Genomic DNA, 16,364 nt, shown 5'->3' with positions numbered 1-16,364 from the left:
CTGCGTGCCCTCCTCAGCCGCCCCCGGGCTGGTGCAGGAGGTAGGCCGGGTGGGTGGGCACCGACCCGGTGGTGACGAGGTGACGACCGAGCAGCACCGCGCCGTCGAGCGCACCGCCGCGAGCTGCGCCACGACGGGCGCCGTACCGGGCGAGGTGCCCGTCGAGGGCGCCGACGACCTGGGACGCCGCGAGGAGACCTCCCGTGGCCACGAGCGTCGGGTCGGGCAGCCCGGCGGCCGCAGCCAGCAGCGACTCCGCGAGCGAGCGTCCCGCGTCGGCGCACACCCGGGCCGCCACCGGGTCGACCGCCGCCGCCGCCGTGACGAGGGGGGCGACCGACGCGAGCCGCTCGGGGGCGTCGGGGCCGGTCATGACGAGGCGCGGCCATCCGGCGGGGTCACCGAGCAACGACGTGGCCGCCTCCAGGAGGACCGGCGAGCCGCCGGCCAGCCCGTCGAGGGCTCGCAGCGCAGCCCGGAGCCCCTCGAGGCCGACCCAGGCGGCCGACCCGTGGTCGCCGAGCACGTGGCCCCAGCCGTCCACGCGGTTCCAGTGCGTGTCGAAGTCGGTGCCGAACGCGACGGCGCCGGTCCCGGCTGCCACGACCGCGCCGGGCCGGACGCCGCCAAGCGCGCCGACGAGGTTGGCGACGGCGTCGCTGACCACCACAGTGGTCGCGGCCCGCAACCCCGAGGCGACCGCGTCGATCACGGCGTCGCGGTCGGCGAGGAAGAGCAGGCCGCGCATCGACCAGACGACCGCGGCGTCCGACAGGTCGGGGTCGTCGAGCAGCCCACGTACGGACGTGACCAGTGCCTCCACGTCGATCCCGTTGGTGCCCAAGCGAGCTCCGTCCGCCGTACCGACGGTCGGCGACGTGCCCGCGGAGGCCGACGCGTCGACGCTCGTGAGTCGCAGCCCCGAGCCGCCGACGTCGACGGCCACGACGCGCCTCAGCAGGCCACGGCCAGGATCCCCGCTCGCACCCACCACGCAGGCGAGCCGATCACTTGGCCATGCCGGCGGTCAAGCCCGCCACGATCTGCTTGGTCGCCACGAGGAACAGCAGGATGAGCGGGACCGTCGTGATGACGAGCCCGGCGAAGACGGCGGAGTAGTTCGTCGCGTTCTCGCCGAAGAAGCTCGTCAGGCCGACGGGAAGCGTGTACTTGTCGTCGCGGCGCAGCAGCACGAGCGGGAAGAGGAAGTCGTTCCAGATCGGCACGAACCGGAAGACGGCGACAGTCGCCACGGCCGGTCGCACGAGCGGCACCATGATCCGCCAGAACGTCTGCCAGTGGTTCGCGCCGTCCAGCGCGGCGGCCTCCTCGAGCTCGGTGGGCAGCTGCCGGAAGAACGTGGTCAGGACGAAGATCGAGAACGGCACGCCGGACGCGGCGTACATCAGGGACAGCCCGAGCCGGGAGTCGATGAGGCCGAGGCCGTCGAAGAGGTAGAAGATCGGCAGGATCGCCAGGTGGATCGGCAGCATGAGGCCGGACAGGAAGAGCGACTCCAGCCACCGGAACACACGCGAGCGGCCGCGGGCCAGGGCGTAGGCCGCCATCGTGGCCACCGACGTCGAGATGGCGACTGCCCCCACCGTGACCGCCAGCGAGTTGCCGAAGTACGTCGCGAAGCTGCCGGCGGTCCACGCCTCGACGTAGCTGGCGGTGGTGGGGGGCGACGGCAGGCCGAGCGGGTCGGTGATGAGCTCGGAGTTGGACCGGAACGAGCTGCTCACCATGAGCAGCAGCGGCACGAGCGCGAGGGCCGCGTAGGCCCAGAGCAGGACGCTCGCGGTCGCGCCGCCGACGGGCCGGCCCGTACCAGAGGGGCGCCGCCGGTCGGGTCCGGCCGACGCGGGCGGCCTCGCCTCTGCTGCAGGGGCCTGCGACGACGCGGGGGTGACGACCGCGGTGGTCATGCGGTGATCCTCCGCTCGTGCCGGCGGAGCATGGCCGTGGCCAGGTACGCGCCTCCGAAGATGAGGACGAACAGCAGCGTGGCCAGGGCCGACGAGCTGCCGATGGCGTCGGTGGCGCCGGAGTCGAAGGCCGTCCGGTAGAAGAGCAGGGAGACGAAGTCCGTTGCGCCCGCAGGGTTTCCGGTCGAGCCACCGAACGCGTACGGCAGTGCGAACGCCTCCATGGCGAAGATGAACGTCAACACCGACACCGTGCCGACTGCCGGGACGAGCAGGGGCAGGGTGATGCGGGCGAAGGCCTGCCGGTTCGAGGCGCCGTCGACCCGGGCAGCCTCCGTCAGCTCGTCGGGCACCCCACCGAGAGCCGCGCCGTAGAGCAGGACCGGGAACCCGATCCACTGCCAGACGCTGACGAGGATCACCACCCACAGGGCCGTCTTCGGGTCGCCGAGCCACGGCAGGGCCCACGACCGGAGCCCGATGTTCGTCAGCAGCGTGTTCACCGGCCCGAACGTCGGCGAGAGGAGCAGCGTCCACAGGTAGCCGATGACGATCGGGCTGACGAGATAGGGCATGGCGTAGAGCGTCTGGAGCGCGCGTCGCGTCCGTGGGCGGGTGTGCAGCAGGTAGGCGACGCCGAGACCGAGGGTGTTCTGGACGATCATCGTGCCGACGAAGAAGAGCACGTTGTGCAGCAGGGCCCGCGGCAGGTCGGTGGTGAACGGTGCCCGGGTGAACAGGGTGACGAAGTTGTCCACCCCCGCGAACGCCCCGCGCGTCGTGCCCTCCCAGTCGAAGAAGGCGTACGAGAACGCCGTGAGCATCGGGTAGAGCACGAAGACGGCGAAGAGGGCGAGCGCGGGGGCGACGAAGAGCAGTCCGGTGCGGCGCCTCATGCTGTGCCTTTCGGGTCGAGCGTCAGGCGCTCGGCTTGAACCAGGTCTTGACGCCGGAGTCGAGCTCGGAGCTGACAGCGGTGGCGTCCTTGGCGCCGAGGAGCATCTCCTGCAGGGCCTTGCCGAAGATGTCGGTGCCCGACGGCGAGCCGTACCGGAAGTCGGTGAGGAGCAGGTACGGCGAGCCGGAGCGCGTGTAGCTGTCGCTCATCTGCTTCAGGAGCGGGTCGGACGGGTCGACGCCGGGCACGGCCGAGATCTGCTTGACCTCGTCGCTGACCATCTGCCCGAACTCCTTGGTGGTCATCCACGTGACGAGCTCGGTCGCCTCCTTCGGGTGCTTCGACCGGGCCGAGACGGCGAAGTTGCCATCGGCCCACCCCGGGGTCGTCGCGGTGGACCCGCTCGGCGAGCCGGGGGGCGGGGGCACCTGGAAGACGCCGATCCTGACGTTCGGGTTGGCCTTCTGGAGGACGCCGAGGTCGAACGAGCCGCCCGGGATCATCGCCGCCTTCTCGGCCGAGAAGAGGGTCTGGGCGTCGGTCGCCGCCACGCCGGTGACGTTCTCGGGCATGTACTTCGCGAGGTCACCGACGACCTTGACCGAGGCCACCCAGTCGGGGTCGGTGAAGGACTTCTTGCCGCTCAGGACCGCCTCCTGGAAGGCCTTGCCGCCGAAGCGGGGCGCGGCGAGCACCTCGTGGACGATCGGCAGCGTCCAGTCGTCCTTGGCGCCGACGGCGATCGGGGTGACGCCGGCTGCGGCGAGCTTGTCGTTGGCGGCGATGAACTCGTCCCACGAGGTCGGGGCCTCGAGGCCGTTCTTGTCGAACAGGCCCTGGTTGTAGAACATCTGGACCGTCTGGCGCGCGAGCGGGACGGAGTAGATCTTGCCGTCCTCCTTGCCCTTGGCGCTCGCGACGACGTTCTCGTCCCAGCCGGTGAGGTCGACCTTGCCGTCGAGGGGCAGCAGCGACCTGCTCGCGACGGTGGTCTGCAGCTGTCCGTAGGAGCGGACCTGCGGAACGTCGGGGCCGTTCGACCCCGCAAGCCCGGTGGCGAGGATCTTGTTGTACTCCGTCGCCTTGAACGCCTTGACGTCGACGGTGACGCCCGGGTGGGCCTTCTCGTAGGCGGCGAAGATCTTCTTGTAGGCGGCCTCGTCCTCGACGCGCCACGACCACACGGTCAGCGTCACGTCACCGCCCCCCGAGCCCGACCCGCTCGAGCCGCCCGAGGAGGGTGAGCAGGCCGCGACGACGAGGGCGCCGGAGACGGCGGCCAGCGCCAGGAGGGTGCGGCGGCGGGGCCGCGACGGACCGGTGCGGGCGAGGGCGGGGCTCATGGGTGCTCCTGTCGGGGTGAGGCTGCTGCGGTGGGGGCGGGACGGGCTGCTGCATCGGGGGCGGGCGCGGTGGCAGGCGCGAGCGCGGCGAGGGCGCGGGCGACCGAGCCCTCGTGGTCCTCGATCGCGGTCCGGGCGGTCGCGGCGTCGACGTGCGCGAGCATCGACAGCAGCGCGGTCTTGAGCTCGCCGTCGGCGGCGTCGAGGGCGCCGCGGGCCGAGGCCTCGTCGGCGCCGGTCGCCTCCTGGAGGATGCGCAGGACACGGCCGCGCAGCTTAGCGTTGGTGGCGACCACGTCGACCATGAGGTTGGACCACGTGCGGCCGAGCCGGATCATCAGTGCGGTCGAGAACGAGTTGAGGACGAGCTTCTGGGCGGTGCCGGCCTTGAGGCGGGTCGAGCCGGTGAGCACCTCCGGGCCGGTGTGGGCCGCCAGCACGTGGTCGACGAGGGCGGCGAGCTCGGCGTCCGGGTTGGCGGTGACGAGCGCCGTGACAGCGCCCACCTCGCGAGCCCGCTCGAGCGCACCGCGCACGAACGGCGTCCGCCCCGACGCGGTGAGCCCGATGGCGACGTCGCCGGGCCCCAGGGCGTCCGCCTCGGCGCGCCCGAGGCCGGCGTCGTCCTCGACGTTCTCGACCGCCTCCAGCAGGGCGGCCGGGCCGCCGGCGTGGTGGGCGACGACGAGCCCCTCGGGGGCGTTGAAGGTGGGGCGCAGCTCCGCGGCGTCGAGGACGGCGAGGCGGCCGGACGTCCCGGCGCCGAAGTAGTGCACGGAATGGCCGGCGCGCAGTGCCTCGACGGCCCGGTCGACGAGGCGGGCGAGCTCGGGCAGGACGGCGGCGACGGCGGCGGCCACGGTGGCGTCCTCCGCGTTGAGCGCCTGGAGGATGCCGAGCGAGGTGTCGGTGTCGATGGACGTCGTGCCCGGATGGCGCTTCTCGGTGGGGGCGTCCACGGTCACATCGTTGCTCACGGTGGCGAGGTTAGTTTCCTACGCGATAGGCGTCAATGGTGTAAATCAGTCACATCCATCGCGAAGAGTGCCTCGGCGACCGGGCAGGGAAGGCGCGTCAGTCCACGACGTGGTGGCCGGCGACGGCCTCCCGCGTCTCGGCCACCGCCTTGCGGGCCCGGCGCAGGTTGCGCTGTGCGACAGCGATGTACAGGCAGTCGACGACGGTGAGCGCGGCGATCCGGCTCGCCGTGGCGCCCGAGCGCAGGCTCGTCTCGCGGGCCGCCGTCGTCAGCAGCAGGTCGGCGCCCTGGGCGAGCCGGGACAGGGGGAAGTTCGTGACGGCCACCGTGGTGGCCCCCGTCGAGCGCGCCGCGGCGAGCGCCTCGATCGTCTCGGCCGTCGTGCCGGAGTGGGAGATGCCGACGGCGACGTCGCCCCTGCGCAGCAGCGTCGCGCTCGTCAGCGCGATGTGCGGGTCGTTCCACGCGAACGCGACGATGCCGATGCGGTGCAGCTTCTGCTGCAGGTCGGTCCCGACGATGGCCGAGGCGCCGATGCCGTAGACGTCGACGCGTCCGGCCCTCGCGATGCCCGCCGCCGCGGCCGTCAACGCGTCGCGGTCCAGCCCCTGGGCCGTCTCCTCGACGGCGCTGGCGTCGGTGAAGGCGACCTTGGCGATGATGTCGTCGATGGTGTCGCCCGCGCTGATGTCGGTGTCGCCGCGGGTCAGGCTGCGCGGCTGGGCCGACTCCTCCGCGAGGGCGAGGCGCAGCCGCGGGTAGCCCGGCAGGCCGAGGCGTCGGCAGAACCGCAGCACCGTCGTCTCGGACGTCCGCGCGGCGCCCGCCAGCTCGCTGATCGTCAGGCCGGCGGCCCGCCGCGCGTCGGCGAGCACGATCTCGGCGACGCGGTCCTCGGCGGGCGACAGGGAGGGACGGATTCCTCGCAGCCGGATGAGCAGCGGCGCCGCGGCGGGTCGTCCCGGCTGGTCCGGCTGCGAGGAGCCGTCCTCGGTCCTGGGCATGCGCCTACGCTACGGTCTCGCGACCCCGGAGCACCCACCCGTCGGGCGTCAACGCGCCGGGCGACTTCTCGGCGTCGAGGAGGACGCCGCCCGGACCGACCACCTCGACGTCGTCGACGGCGACCCCGCGCCCGAGGTAGCCGGCGTCGGTGACGTGGCGCCAGCGCAGCAGCTGCGTCCCGGCCGGGAGGTCGGCGCGCGCCTGGACCCAGCGGCGCGTTCCGGAGCCGGCCACGACGCCGTCCGCCGTGACCGTCGTGCCCCGGTCGCGAAGCTCGAACGGCAGCGGCGTCCACGTGGTCCCACCGTCGGTGGAGCGCTCGAGGTGCAGCAGGTCGGTCTCCTCGGTGTCGAGGAACAGGTCGAACCCGAGCCGGGCACCGGCCGCCGGCACGGCGAGCGGCCGGCTCGTCAGGGTCGAGGTGGTGGCGTTCTCGCCGCCGGTGAACCACGCGGTGTCGCCGTGCTTCGGCCGGATGCCCATCGCCGCGGCGAGCCCGTGCGCCCACTCCCGTCGGGCGCCGTTGACCGAGCCCCAGTTTCGCGACGGGTGCACCCGGTTGGTGAGCAGGATCGCGAACGACCGGCTGCTGAAGTCGATGACGATCGAGGTGCCGGTGTAGCCGGTGTGGCCGGCGGTGCGCGGGCCCGACAGGGCGTCCATGTACCAGCGCTGGTTCAGCTCGAAACCGAGGCCGTGGTCGTCACCCGGGAAGCCGCCGGTGAAGTTCGTGATGAGCGACTCGACGCTGGTGCGGGACAGGATCCGGTGACCCTCGTAGGTGCCGCCGTTGAGCAGCGCCTGCGAGAGCCGGGCGAGGTCGTCGGCCGTCGAGAAGACGCCGGCGTGGCCCGCGACGCCGCCGAGCGACCACGCGTTCTCGTCGTGCACCGAACCCCAGACGAGGCCGCGCGGCGGGCTCGCCTGGTACTCGGTGGCCGCCGTGCGCTTCGTGTCGGTGGGGTTGTAGCCGGTGTCGGTCATGCCGAGCGGCGCGGTGATGCGGTCGTGGACCACCCGGTCGAGCGGCGCCCCTCGCAGCGTCTCGACCATGACCCCGAGCGTGATGAGGTTGAGGTCGCTGTAGAGGTAGGTGCTGCCCGGCGGGTTGGTCAGCGGCTGGTCCATGACGGCCTTGATGCGCGAGGCCTTGTCGGGGTACCTGCTCCAGAGCGGCAGCCACGAGGTGAAGCCGGAGGTGTGCGTCAGCAGCTGGCGCACGGTCACGGCCTCCTTGCCGTTCGCGGCGAACTCCGGCAGGTAGGTGGCGACCGGCTCCTCGAGCGCGACCCTGCCCTCCTCGACGAGCTGCACCACGGCGAGCGAGGTGAACAGCTTGGACACCGACGCGAGGTCGAAGATCGTGTCGGTGCGCATCGGCACCCACTGCTCGCGCGGCAGCTCGGTCGTCGCGTCCGCGTACCGCAGGGCCCAGCCCGACGCGTCGCGCTCGACGATCCTGCCCTCGTGGCCCATGATCCCGACCGCGCCGGCGAAGAGGGGGTGCCCCGACGCGTCGGGCTGCTCGTGGGCGTGGACCTGCGCGACGGCCTCGGCGATGGGGGCCGGGTCGAGCCCGAGGCTCTGCGGGCTGGCGTCGGACAGGATGGTGTTCGGCGGGGCGAACCCGCGGTCCGGCTTGTCGAAGTCGTCGGCCGTGGCCGGCCCCGCGGTCACGAGCGTGCTCGCGAGGGCGACGGCGCCGAGGGCGGCGACGGGTGCGGCGACGAGGGTGCGCAGGCGCATGTCACTCCTGGATTGTCCGATGGGGTGGCCGGTGGCGTACGGTCAGGCCGCCGGGCCGCCGTAGAGCAGGTACTGGCGGCGTCGGGCGTCGAAGGCGGCGAGCTCCTCGCGCCACGCACCGACGACCTCGTCGGCCGGTGCCCCGGCGTCGACCTGGGTGCGCAGCCGCGGCGAGCCGGTCAGCTTGTCGACCCAGTACGGCCTCCGCGGGTCGTAGGAGTCGTAGCGCCAGGCGAAGTCCGGGTAGAGCGCCTTGAGCGCGACGAGCAACTCGACGGTCGTGTGGATGGGGTCGAAGGCCGATGCGTCGGTGACGTGCAGCTGGATGCCGCCGCAGACGGCGCCGGCATGCTTGCTGAACGTCGGGGTGAAGTACGCCTCGCGGACGCGGACGTCGGGCAGCCCGCGTGCGGCGACGCGTTCGCCCCAGCGGTGGTCGACGAAGGGCGCGCCGAGCAGCTCGAAGGGCCGGGTCGTGCCGCGCCCCTCCGAGAGGTTGGTTCCCTCGAACAGGCACGTGCCGGGGTAGACGAGTGCGGTGTCGGGGGTCGGCATGTTCGGGCTCGGCATGACCCACGGCAGGCCGGTGGCGGCGAACGGCACGTCGCGGCGCCAGCCCTTGAGCTCGACGACGGTCAGCTCGGAGAGGCGCTCCCCGGCATCGGCGGGCAGGAACTCGGCGTCGAAGAAGCGCGCCAGCTCGCCGACGGTCATGCCGTGCGCCTGGACGATCTCCTTGGCCCCGACGCCGGACGTGTACGGCGTCGTCATCATCGGACCGCGGGCCGTGCCGCCGACGGGGTTGGGCCGGTCGAGGACGACGAAGCGGGCGCCGACCGCGACGGCCGCGCGCATGGCCGTGTACATCGTCCAGATGTAGGTGTAGAACCGGGCCCCGACGTCCTGGATGTCGAAGACGACGGTCTCGACGCCGGCGGCGCGGAACATCGAGGTCAGCGTCGTGACGGTGGCGCCGTACGCGTCGTAGACGGTGATGCCGGTGCGCGGGTCGGTGTGGGTGCCCTCGGAGTCGCCGGCCTGGGCGGTGCCGCGGAAGCCGTGCTCGGGCCCGAAGACGCCGACGACGTCGACGGCGCCGGACTCGTGCATCTCGTCGACGACGGTGCGCAGGTCGGTCAGGATGCCGGTCGGGTTGGTGATCACCCCGACCTTCTGGCCGCGCAGCACCGACCATCCGGACCCGGCGGCCCGGTCGGCACCGGGGGTGACGGGGTTGGCCGGGTAGCCGTCCGTGCTGAACGACGAGGGCTGCGCCACAGCCGGACCCGCGGCGCTCGCAGGCACGGCGATGGCGGTGAGCGCTCCGGCGGTGAGCAGCTGGCGGCGGTTGAGGCGGGTCATCGTGGGTCTCTCCGATCCTTCGGGGCGTGGGCGGCGCATCAGTACGTCAGGCCGTGGCCGAACGGGTAGAGCGGTGTCGACGGGTCGCCCTCGACCGGGATGTCGACGGGAAGCGTCGCGGTGGGTGACACCTCGCCGGTGAGCACCCGGGCGGCGGCCTGGATCGCGACCGGGCTGTAGGAGTACGTCGCGAGGTAGGTCTGTGCCTCGGGGAGGTACGCGATGTCGTAGGGGTCGCGGACGGCGACGACGACGACCGGGACGCCCGACGCGACGAGCTGCCGCACGAGCTTCTGCTGACCGGCGCGGGGGTCGGTGACGGTGGTGTCCCAGGCCTTCATCGTCGTGACGACGACGAGGTCCTTGCCGCTCGCAGCGGCGAGCGCCGAGGCGACCCTGGTGTCGGTCGGTGAGCTGCCGGTCTCGACCGTCTGGACCGTGGCGCCCTTGTCGGCCAGGCCCCCGGCGAGGGTGGCCGTCGTCGTGACCCCGTAGCCGGTGACGAGGACCTTCTTGCCCGCGGCAGCCACGGGCAGGACCCCGGCGTCGTTCTGCACGAGCGTCGTGGTGCGGTCGGTGACCTCGTCGGCGGCGGCGAGGTGGGCGGGCGTGCCGACGACCCGGGTCACGCCCGCCGGGTCGGCGTACGGCTGCGCGACGACGCCGCGCCGGTACTTGAGGCGCAGGACGCGTCGCACCTTCGCGTCGAGGTCGGAGGGGTGGATGCGGTGGCTGCGCACGGCCGCGAGGACCGCCGCGTAGGCGTCGTCCATCGCCGGGCTCATGAGCAGCTGGTCGGCACCGGCCAGCAGGGCCCGCACGGGCACCTCGGCGTCGCCGTACCGGTCCCGCACGCCCTGCATGGCGAGGGAGTCGGTGACGATGACCCCGTCGTAGCCGAGCTCCTCGCGCAGCACGCCGGTGAGGATCGGGTGGCTCAGCGTCGCGGGGTCGCCGGAGTCGTCGAGGGCCGGGAACGCGAGGTGCGCCGTCATGATCATGTCGATGCCCTCGCGGATGGCGGCCCGGAACGGCGGGGCGTCGATGGTCTCCCACTGCTCGCGGGTGTGCGTGATGACCGGGAAGGCGACGTGGCTGTCGGTGGCCGTGTCGCCGTGGCCGGGGAAGTGCTTGGCCGAGGACGAGATGCCGGCGTCGCGCTGGTACCCCGCGACCTGTGCGGCGACGAGCTGGGCCGCGAGGTCGGGGTGCGAGGAGAAGGACCGCGTCCCGATGACGGGGTTGAGGGCGTTGACGTTGACGTCGCACACCGGCGCGAAGTCGGTGTTGACGCCCATGGCGAGCAGCTCGCGACCGGTGATCGCCGCGGCGGTCCGCGCGTCGGGGGCGCTGCGACCGGCGCCGAGGGCCATCGAGCCGGGGAACTGCGTGGCGGGCGGCCCGATGCGGGTGACGACGCCCTGCTCCTGGTCGACGGCGACCTGCAGCGGCACCTTCGCCCTGGTCGGCTGCTCGAGGGCGGCCCGCTGCAGGCCGTTGGACAGCCGGACGATCTGGTCGGGGTTCTGCACGCTGTCGGTCCACGCGAAGTAGATGACTCCACCGAGGTGGTACTTGCGGACGACCTCGGCCGGGCTCGCCACACCGTAGAGCGGCACGTTGCGCTGGTCGGGAGTCGTGGCGTCCTTTCCGTAGACGTTCTGGATGAACAGCTGGCCGACCTTCTCCTCGAGGGTCATCCGGCTCAGCGTCGAGGTGACCCAGCCCTCCTCGCCGGCAGCGGCCGCCGCGGCGGCGCCCGGGGCCGCGCTGGCGGCGCGGGCCTGGCCTGCGGCCGTGCCGGCCGCGGCCACGGCGAGCCCCCCGGCGAGGACGGTGCGGCGGGACAGCTCTGACATGGACATGGCGCCTCCGAAGGACTGTGAACAATTCACGTGTTCTGCTGTCAAAGCGGAACTTACCTACGGATTGGGGGGTCGGCAACAGATGGGGCGACGGCGCCCCGGTGGTCTGTCCGGTGGCCTGCCCGGTCGAGCCGTGGCCGGGTCAGTGCAGATGGGTCGGTGCAGATGGGTCAGGCAGATGGGTCAGGCAGATGGGTCAGTGCAGATAGGCCTGAACGTCGACGACGAGCTGCACCGTGCCCGCCGAATGGTTGACGACCCTCACCGTGCCGTCGGCCGCGACCCTCGACAGGACGAGGTTGGCGACGGTCCGGCCGGGGGTGAAGTTCGCCGTCGACGTACCGCCACCCGAGGTCGAGTCCGCGGTGAGGAAGCCCGGCTTCTGCGGCGACACCACCGTGACGTTGAGGACCGCGGCCGTGGCCCCGGCGGGCACCGGCGAACCCGGGACCGCGACGCGGACCGTGAGGGCGGCCTCCGCCGCGAGGGCGGTGCGCACCGAGTTGGTCGCGGTCCCGACTCGCGTGTCGACGAGGCGCGTCGGCGTCACCGACACCCACTGGTTCGACGTCCCGGACGCGGCCAGGTACCCCTCGACGTCGGCGATGACGTGGATGGAGCCCGCCGAGTGGTTGACGATCGTCAGGGTGCCGCCGGAGGACAGGCGACTGACGACGAGGTCGGCGACGGTCTGGCTGGTGACGAAGGTGGTGGCCGAGGTGCCCGTGGCTGCACCGGCGTCGACGCTCAGGTAGCCGGCGGCCCGGGGCGAAGTCACCGTGAGGTTGATGGCGGCCCCGACGGCCCCGACCGGGACCGGCGATCCGCTGACGCCGGCGACACGCACGGTCAGCGACCCGTTGGGCGCGAGGGCGGTGCGGGTCGGGTTGCTCGTCGTCCCGACGCGCGTGTCGAGGATCCGCGTGGGGGCGGGGGACACCCACTGGTGCAGCGTGCCGGATGCCGTGACGTACCCCTCGACGTCGGCCGTGACGTGCACCGTGCCCACCGAGTGGTTGACGATCGTCATCGTGCCGCTGGAGGTCAGCCGGCTCAGGACGAGGTTGGTGACGGTCTGTCCGCGGGCGTAGTTCGTCGTGGACGTCCCCGCGCCCGCCGTCGCGTCGACGCTGAGGAAGCCGGTAGCCTGGGGCGAGCTCACCGTGAGGTTGACCGCTGCCGACCGGGCTCCGGCGGGCACCGGCGACCCCGTGACGCCGGCGACCCGCACCGTCAGCGCGGCGTCGGGTCCCAGGGCGGTGTGCACCGGGTTGCTCGTCGTGCCGACCCTGGTGTCGAGCAGCCGTACCGGGGCGACGGGGACGAGGTGGCCGTGCGGCAGCGGCGTCACGGCCGGCGTGCGCGTCGAGGCAGGGCCCGTGCCGGCGGCGTTCGTCGCGGCGACGGTGAACGTGTAGGCGGTGCCGTTGGCCAGACCGGGCACGACGGCCGAGCGCGCGGACCCGCTCGTCGTGACCCGCGCGCCACCGGGGGAGGCCGTCACCGTGTAGGCCGAGACGGGGCTGCCGTTGTCGGTCGCCGCCGACCAGCGCACCGTGGCGCGCGTGTCGCCCGGAGACGCTGTGACGCCGGTCGGTGCCGAGGGCGCCGTCGCGACGAGTGAGAAGGTCACGGCGTCGACGCCGACGGTCGCCGACGTCGGGCTCGGGGTGGGACTGAGGTCGTTGTCGCCCACGTGCACGCTCGCCGGCCGCCCGGCAGCGACCCGGGCGCGGCCGAGGGGTGCCGAGGGACCTGCCGTCGCCTGGTCGACGGTCAGCACCCGTGAGCCGTCGGCGTCGGACAGCGTGTAGGTGGCGCGGGCGGGCGCCTTCGTCGGGGGGATGGCCGCGGTCACGGCGTACAGCCCCGGGGCCAGCTGCGGGGACCACGTCGCGCCGTTCGACTCCTTGGCCCCGTTGGCGTAGGTGACGTACGCGCGGGCACGCAGGCCCTGCGGCGCTGCCGGGTACCAGTAGGCCATCGAGCCGGTGAAGACGAACGACGTGCCGCCGGGGCCGTACGTCCCCGGCCCGTAGTCGACCGGGACCGGCGTGCCCGCGACGTGGCCGCCGACCCAGCTCGCGTCGATCGACAGGCTGACGCCGCCCCACGTCTCGGTGACGGTGCGGTACTGGTGGATGCGTTGCCCGAAGGCCCAGTACGAGTCCTTGAAGGCCGGGTAGGACGCCGCGTCCGACAACGTCTGCAGGCCGTTCCAGTGCGCGAACCACACGTCGTCCGGCGGCGTGAACCCGCTCGTGCCGACGGCGTTCGACAGGTCGACCATGAGCGAGGAGGTGCTGCCGTACGCGCCCGAGCGGTAGCCGAGGCGGTGCAGCTCGGTGGTCCACGCCGTGAGGAACGTGCGCACCGTCTGCGTGCAGCCGCTCACGGTCGTGTCGTAGGCCTCCATGTCGTAGTAGATCGGCGTGCCCGACCCCAGACCGAACGTCTGCGCCCGCGCGACCGCGTCGTCGGCACTCGCGGCGCCCTGTGCGGCGGCCTTCGCCGGGTCGATCGTGGCCAGGTTCGACTGGTTGACGCACGGTGCCTGCACCCCGACGTAGATCGGGACGAGGCCCCAGCCCGCGCCGGTGACCTGGCCGACCCACGAGGACGACAGGTTGCCGTCGCCGCAGGCGCGCATCGACCCGCCGATGTAGATCCCGAGCGCCCGGTACGGGGAGGACGCGTACCACTGCTGCATCGTGGCGAGCGAGGGAGCGGCACACGTGTCGAAACCCATGCCGGTGAAGCCGTTCGAGGCCGCCGTTCCCGAGGTCGTGGTGCCCGCGAGGGCCGCGAGGGCCGGACGCGTCCGCGCGCGGCTCACCCGCTGGGTGGCAGCCGTCGGCGTCGTGCCGGTGGGACCCGTCGTCGGGCGGCTCGTGGCCGGCCTCGCGGTGGCGAGCACGTCGTCGACGGCGGCCTCGTCACCGTTCCACGCCGCGTCGACCGTGACGCCTGGCGTCGTGAACCGGACCTGCTTGGTGCGGCCGACGGCGTTGCGCGAGGTATGCGCGGTCAGCGCCCCCACCGTGGTGGACCGGGTCGTCGTCGAGCGGGTGTCACGCGCGGTCGTCGGGTGCAGCCACAGGGTGTCCGAGCGGCCGACGAGGTGCGCGGGGCAGTCCTGCTGCGCGGCGGGCTGCCCGAGGTAGACGGCGTTGACGTCGAGCCGCAGGCACCGGGTGGGGTCCGCGTCGAGGTCGACGACCTGCCAGCCGGCCGGGACCCGCAGCGTGACGCCGCGGTAGGTGACGTCACGCGGTGCCGGTGTCGTGCGCACCGACGCGTCCGACCGGGCCGGTGCACCTGGCGCAGCCGACGCGACCGGGGCAGCCGACGCAGCCGACGCGGCGATGGCAGCCGAGGCGGCCGCCACGGGCACGGGGCCGCCGAGGAGCGCGGCGGCGAGGGCCAGGGCCAGCAGGAACGAGGTCGTCGTCGGTCCGGACCGGACCACCCATCGGAAACGCATGCAACCGGACCCTCCGCACCACGACGGCGTGCGGCCGTGCCGGCGGCGCCGTGGGTCGTGTCGTGACCGCAGGGGTCACACCGACCTCCTGCGCCTCAGGACAGTACCCCGAGAACCGTGGCAAAAACTGGCGAAACGGGGCAAAGCAGCGGGTGCCCTCGCGCGGTCACCAGCCGGCGAGGGACCGCACGGTCTGCACGGTGTCGACCTCGTCGACCGGCTTGTCGTCGCGGTAGCGCAGGACGCGCGCGAACCGCAGCGCCATGCCGCCCGCGTAGCGACTCGAGCGCTGGACGCCGTCGAAGGCGATCTCGACGACCTGCTCGGGCCGCAGGTGCACGACCCACTCGCTGGTGTCGGGGTCCTCGACAGCGAGCTCGCGGAAGCGCCGGGTCTGCCAGGCGAGCATCTCGTCGGTCATGCCCTTGAAGGTCTTGCCGAGCATGACGAGCTCCCCGGTGTCGGCGTCGCGGGCCCCGAGGTGGATGTTCGAGAGCCAGCCGCGGCGCCGGCCGCTGCCCCACTCCACGGCGAGGACGACGAGGTCGAGGGTGTGCCGCGGCTTCACCTTGACCCAGCCCGGCCCGCGCCGACCGGCGGCGTAGGGCAGGTCGGGGTCCTTGACGACGACGCCCTCGTGGCCGGCCGCCACGAGGTCGGTGAAGAAGGCCGACGCGGCGCCGGCGTCGTCGGTGGCCAGGCGCGGCACGAGCCACGCCGCCGGGACGGTCGTGGCCAGTGCCGTCCAGCGCTCGCGCGCCGCCTCGTCGAGCAGGTCGCGACCGTCGAGGTGCAGCAGGTCGAAGAAGAACGGGGTCAGCGGCACCTCGGCGCGCAGTCGCTCGACGTCGGCCGTGCTCGCGGTTCGGGCGCCGGTGACCTGGAAGGGCCGCGGCCGGCCGCCCTCACCGAGCGCGATGACCTCGCCGTCGAGGACCGCGGTCTCGACGTCGAGCGTGGCCAGCGCGTCGGTGATCTCGGGCATCCGGTCCGTGACCTCCTCGAGCGTCCGGGTGAAGAGGCGCACGACGCCGGGACTCGTGCGCCGGTCGACGTGCGCCTGGAGCCGGATGCCGTCGAGCTTCGTCTCGACGAGGACCTCACCGCCGAGGGTCGCGAGCGCGGCCGCGACGTCGGGCGCGGAGCCGGCAAGCATCGGCCGCAGCGGGCGCCCGACCTCGAGCGTGATCGCCTCGAGCGCGTCGACTCCACCGTCGAGCGCGGCACGGGCGACCGGACCGGTGAAGCCCGCGAGCATGACGGCCCGTCGCACGGCCGCGTCGGGGACCCCGGCGGCCTTGGCTATGGCCTGCAGCATGACGCCGTCACCGGCGCCCTGCCGGGTCTCGCCGGTGATGAGGCCGCGCAGCCAGCGCTGCTCGTCGGCCGTGGCGCGGGCGAAGAGGCCCTGGACCGCCACGGACCGGGCGGCGGCCGAGCCCGACCCGCCGATGCCGGCCAGGGTGGTGGCTGCGGCGTCGACCTCGAGGACGGTCAGCGTCGCCTCGTCGGCGGGCTCGGGCAGCGCCTGCAGGCCGCGCCAGCTGACCCCGAGGCGTCGCTGCGGCAGCACGCCGGACAGGTGGGCGGCGACGACCTCCACGGTGTCCGGGCCCTCGTCCGCGGCGCGGGCCAGGCACGCGGCGAGGGCCTCGACCTTGGCGGTGCGCGACGACGTGGCCGCGACGGCGCGCGAGGTGTCGACGACGTCGGACAGGAGCATGCCCCGATCCTGCCCGGTCGGACCGACACCG

At 73.3% G+C, this 16,364-nt stretch carries 11 protein-coding genes; all 11 read right to left on the bottom strand.

Features of this window, described 5'->3' with window-relative positions; translation table 11 throughout:
* Nucleotides 1–13: 13 nt before the first annotated feature.
* Nucleotides 14–844 (bottom strand): BadF/BadG/BcrA/BcrD ATPase family protein, encoded by an 831-nt coding sequence (locus tag AC1VM9_RS05595; RefSeq protein WP_483121657.1) that lies wholly within the window; start codon nucleotides 842–844, stop codon nucleotides 14–16.
* Between the two features lie 163 nt (nucleotides 845–1,007).
* Complete coding sequence (locus AC1VM9_RS05590) at nucleotides 1,008–1,928, bottom strand: carbohydrate ABC transporter permease (protein ID WP_481343798.1); 921 nt, start codon at nucleotides 1,926–1,928, stop codon at nucleotides 1,008–1,010.
* A complete protein-coding gene (locus tag AC1VM9_RS05585) occupies nucleotides 1,925–2,824 on the bottom strand; it encodes a carbohydrate ABC transporter permease (protein ID WP_483121655.1) in 900 nt (299 codons plus the stop codon). Before AC1VM9_RS05585 ends, AC1VM9_RS05590 begins: the two co-directional genes overlap by 4 nt.
* Nucleotides 2,825–2,846: 22 nt before the next feature.
* On the bottom strand, nucleotides 2,847–4,169 hold the full coding sequence (locus AC1VM9_RS05580; RefSeq protein WP_483121653.1) for an ABC transporter substrate-binding protein: 1,323 nt from the start codon (nucleotides 4,167–4,169) through the stop codon (nucleotides 2,847–2,849).
* Complete coding sequence (locus AC1VM9_RS05575; protein ID WP_483121651.1) at nucleotides 4,166–5,146, bottom strand: N-acetylmuramic acid 6-phosphate etherase; 981 nt, start codon at nucleotides 5,144–5,146, stop codon at nucleotides 4,166–4,168. The genes AC1VM9_RS05580 and AC1VM9_RS05575 overlap by 4 nt, the downstream gene beginning before the upstream one ends.
* Before the next feature lie 97 nt (nucleotides 5,147–5,243).
* Nucleotides 5,244–6,152, bottom strand: a complete 909-nt coding sequence (locus AC1VM9_RS05570) for a MurR/RpiR family transcriptional regulator (RefSeq protein WP_481341844.1) — start codon at nucleotides 6,150–6,152, stop codon at nucleotides 5,244–5,246.
* A gap of 4 nt (nucleotides 6,153–6,156) precedes the next feature.
* Nucleotides 6,157–7,899 (bottom strand): serine hydrolase domain-containing protein, encoded by a 1,743-nt coding sequence (locus AC1VM9_RS05565; protein ID WP_483121649.1) that lies wholly within the window; start codon nucleotides 7,897–7,899, stop codon nucleotides 6,157–6,159.
* 42 nt (nucleotides 7,900–7,941) lie between these two features.
* Entirely contained in the window at nucleotides 7,942–9,261 is a 1,320-nt protein-coding gene (locus tag AC1VM9_RS05560) for an exo-beta-N-acetylmuramidase NamZ family protein (RefSeq protein ID WP_483121647.1), read from the bottom strand.
* Nucleotides 9,262–9,299: 38 nt separating this feature from the next.
* Complete coding sequence (locus tag AC1VM9_RS05555; protein WP_483121645.1) at nucleotides 9,300–11,126, bottom strand: glycoside hydrolase family 3 protein; 1,827 nt, start codon at nucleotides 11,124–11,126, stop codon at nucleotides 9,300–9,302.
* 196 nt (nucleotides 11,127–11,322) lie between these two features.
* Nucleotides 11,323–14,610, bottom strand: coding sequence for a glycoside hydrolase domain-containing protein (locus AC1VM9_RS05550; protein ID WP_483121643.1), 3,288 nt, complete (start codon nucleotides 14,608–14,610; stop codon nucleotides 11,323–11,325).
* A gap of 166 nt (nucleotides 14,611–14,776) precedes the next feature.
* Nucleotides 14,777–16,333, bottom strand: a complete 1,557-nt coding sequence (locus AC1VM9_RS05545) for an ATP-dependent DNA ligase (RefSeq protein WP_483121641.1) — start codon at nucleotides 16,331–16,333, stop codon at nucleotides 14,777–14,779.
* Nucleotides 16,334–16,364 lie beyond the last annotated feature (31 nt).

It is taken from the genome of Monashia sp. HAY1-11D (genome assembly GCF_056868035.1).
Note: the sequence above shows the minus strand (reverse complement) of the source record. Positions and strands in the feature narration are given on the sequence as shown.

Bases quoted from the DNA above. Each gene is read 5' to 3' on its own strand.
- AC1VM9_RS05590 (WP_481343798.1), bottom strand. From the start codon at position 1,928: ATGACCACCGCGGTCGTCACCCCCGCGTCGTCGCAGGCCCCTGCAGCA.
- AC1VM9_RS05585 (WP_483121655.1), bottom strand. From the start codon at position 2,824: ATGAGGCGCCGCACCGGACTGCTCTTCGTCGCCCCCGCGCTCGCCCTC.
- AC1VM9_RS05580 (WP_483121653.1), bottom strand. From the start codon at position 4,169: ATGAGCCCCGCCCTCGCCCGCACCGGTCCGTCGCGGCCCCGCCGCCGC.
- AC1VM9_RS05570 (WP_481341844.1), bottom strand. From the start codon at position 6,152: ATGCCCAGGACCGAGGACGGCTCCTCGCAGCCGGACCAGCCGGGACGA.
- AC1VM9_RS05565 (WP_483121649.1), bottom strand. From the start codon at position 7,899: ATGCGCCTGCGCACCCTCGTCGCCGCACCCGTCGCCGCCCTCGGCGCC.
- AC1VM9_RS05560 (WP_483121647.1), bottom strand. From the start codon at position 9,261: ATGACCCGCCTCAACCGCCGCCAGCTGCTCACCGCCGGAGCGCTCACC.
- AC1VM9_RS05555 (WP_483121645.1), bottom strand. From the start codon at position 11,126: ATGTCCATGTCAGAGCTGTCCCGCCGCACCGTCCTCGCCGGGGGGCTC.
- AC1VM9_RS05550 (WP_483121643.1), bottom strand. From the start codon at position 14,610: ATGCGTTTCCGATGGGTGGTCCGGTCCGGACCGACGACGACCTCGTTC.
- AC1VM9_RS05545 (WP_483121641.1), bottom strand. From the start codon at position 16,333: ATGCTCCTGTCCGACGTCGTCGACACCTCGCGCGCCGTCGCGGCCACG.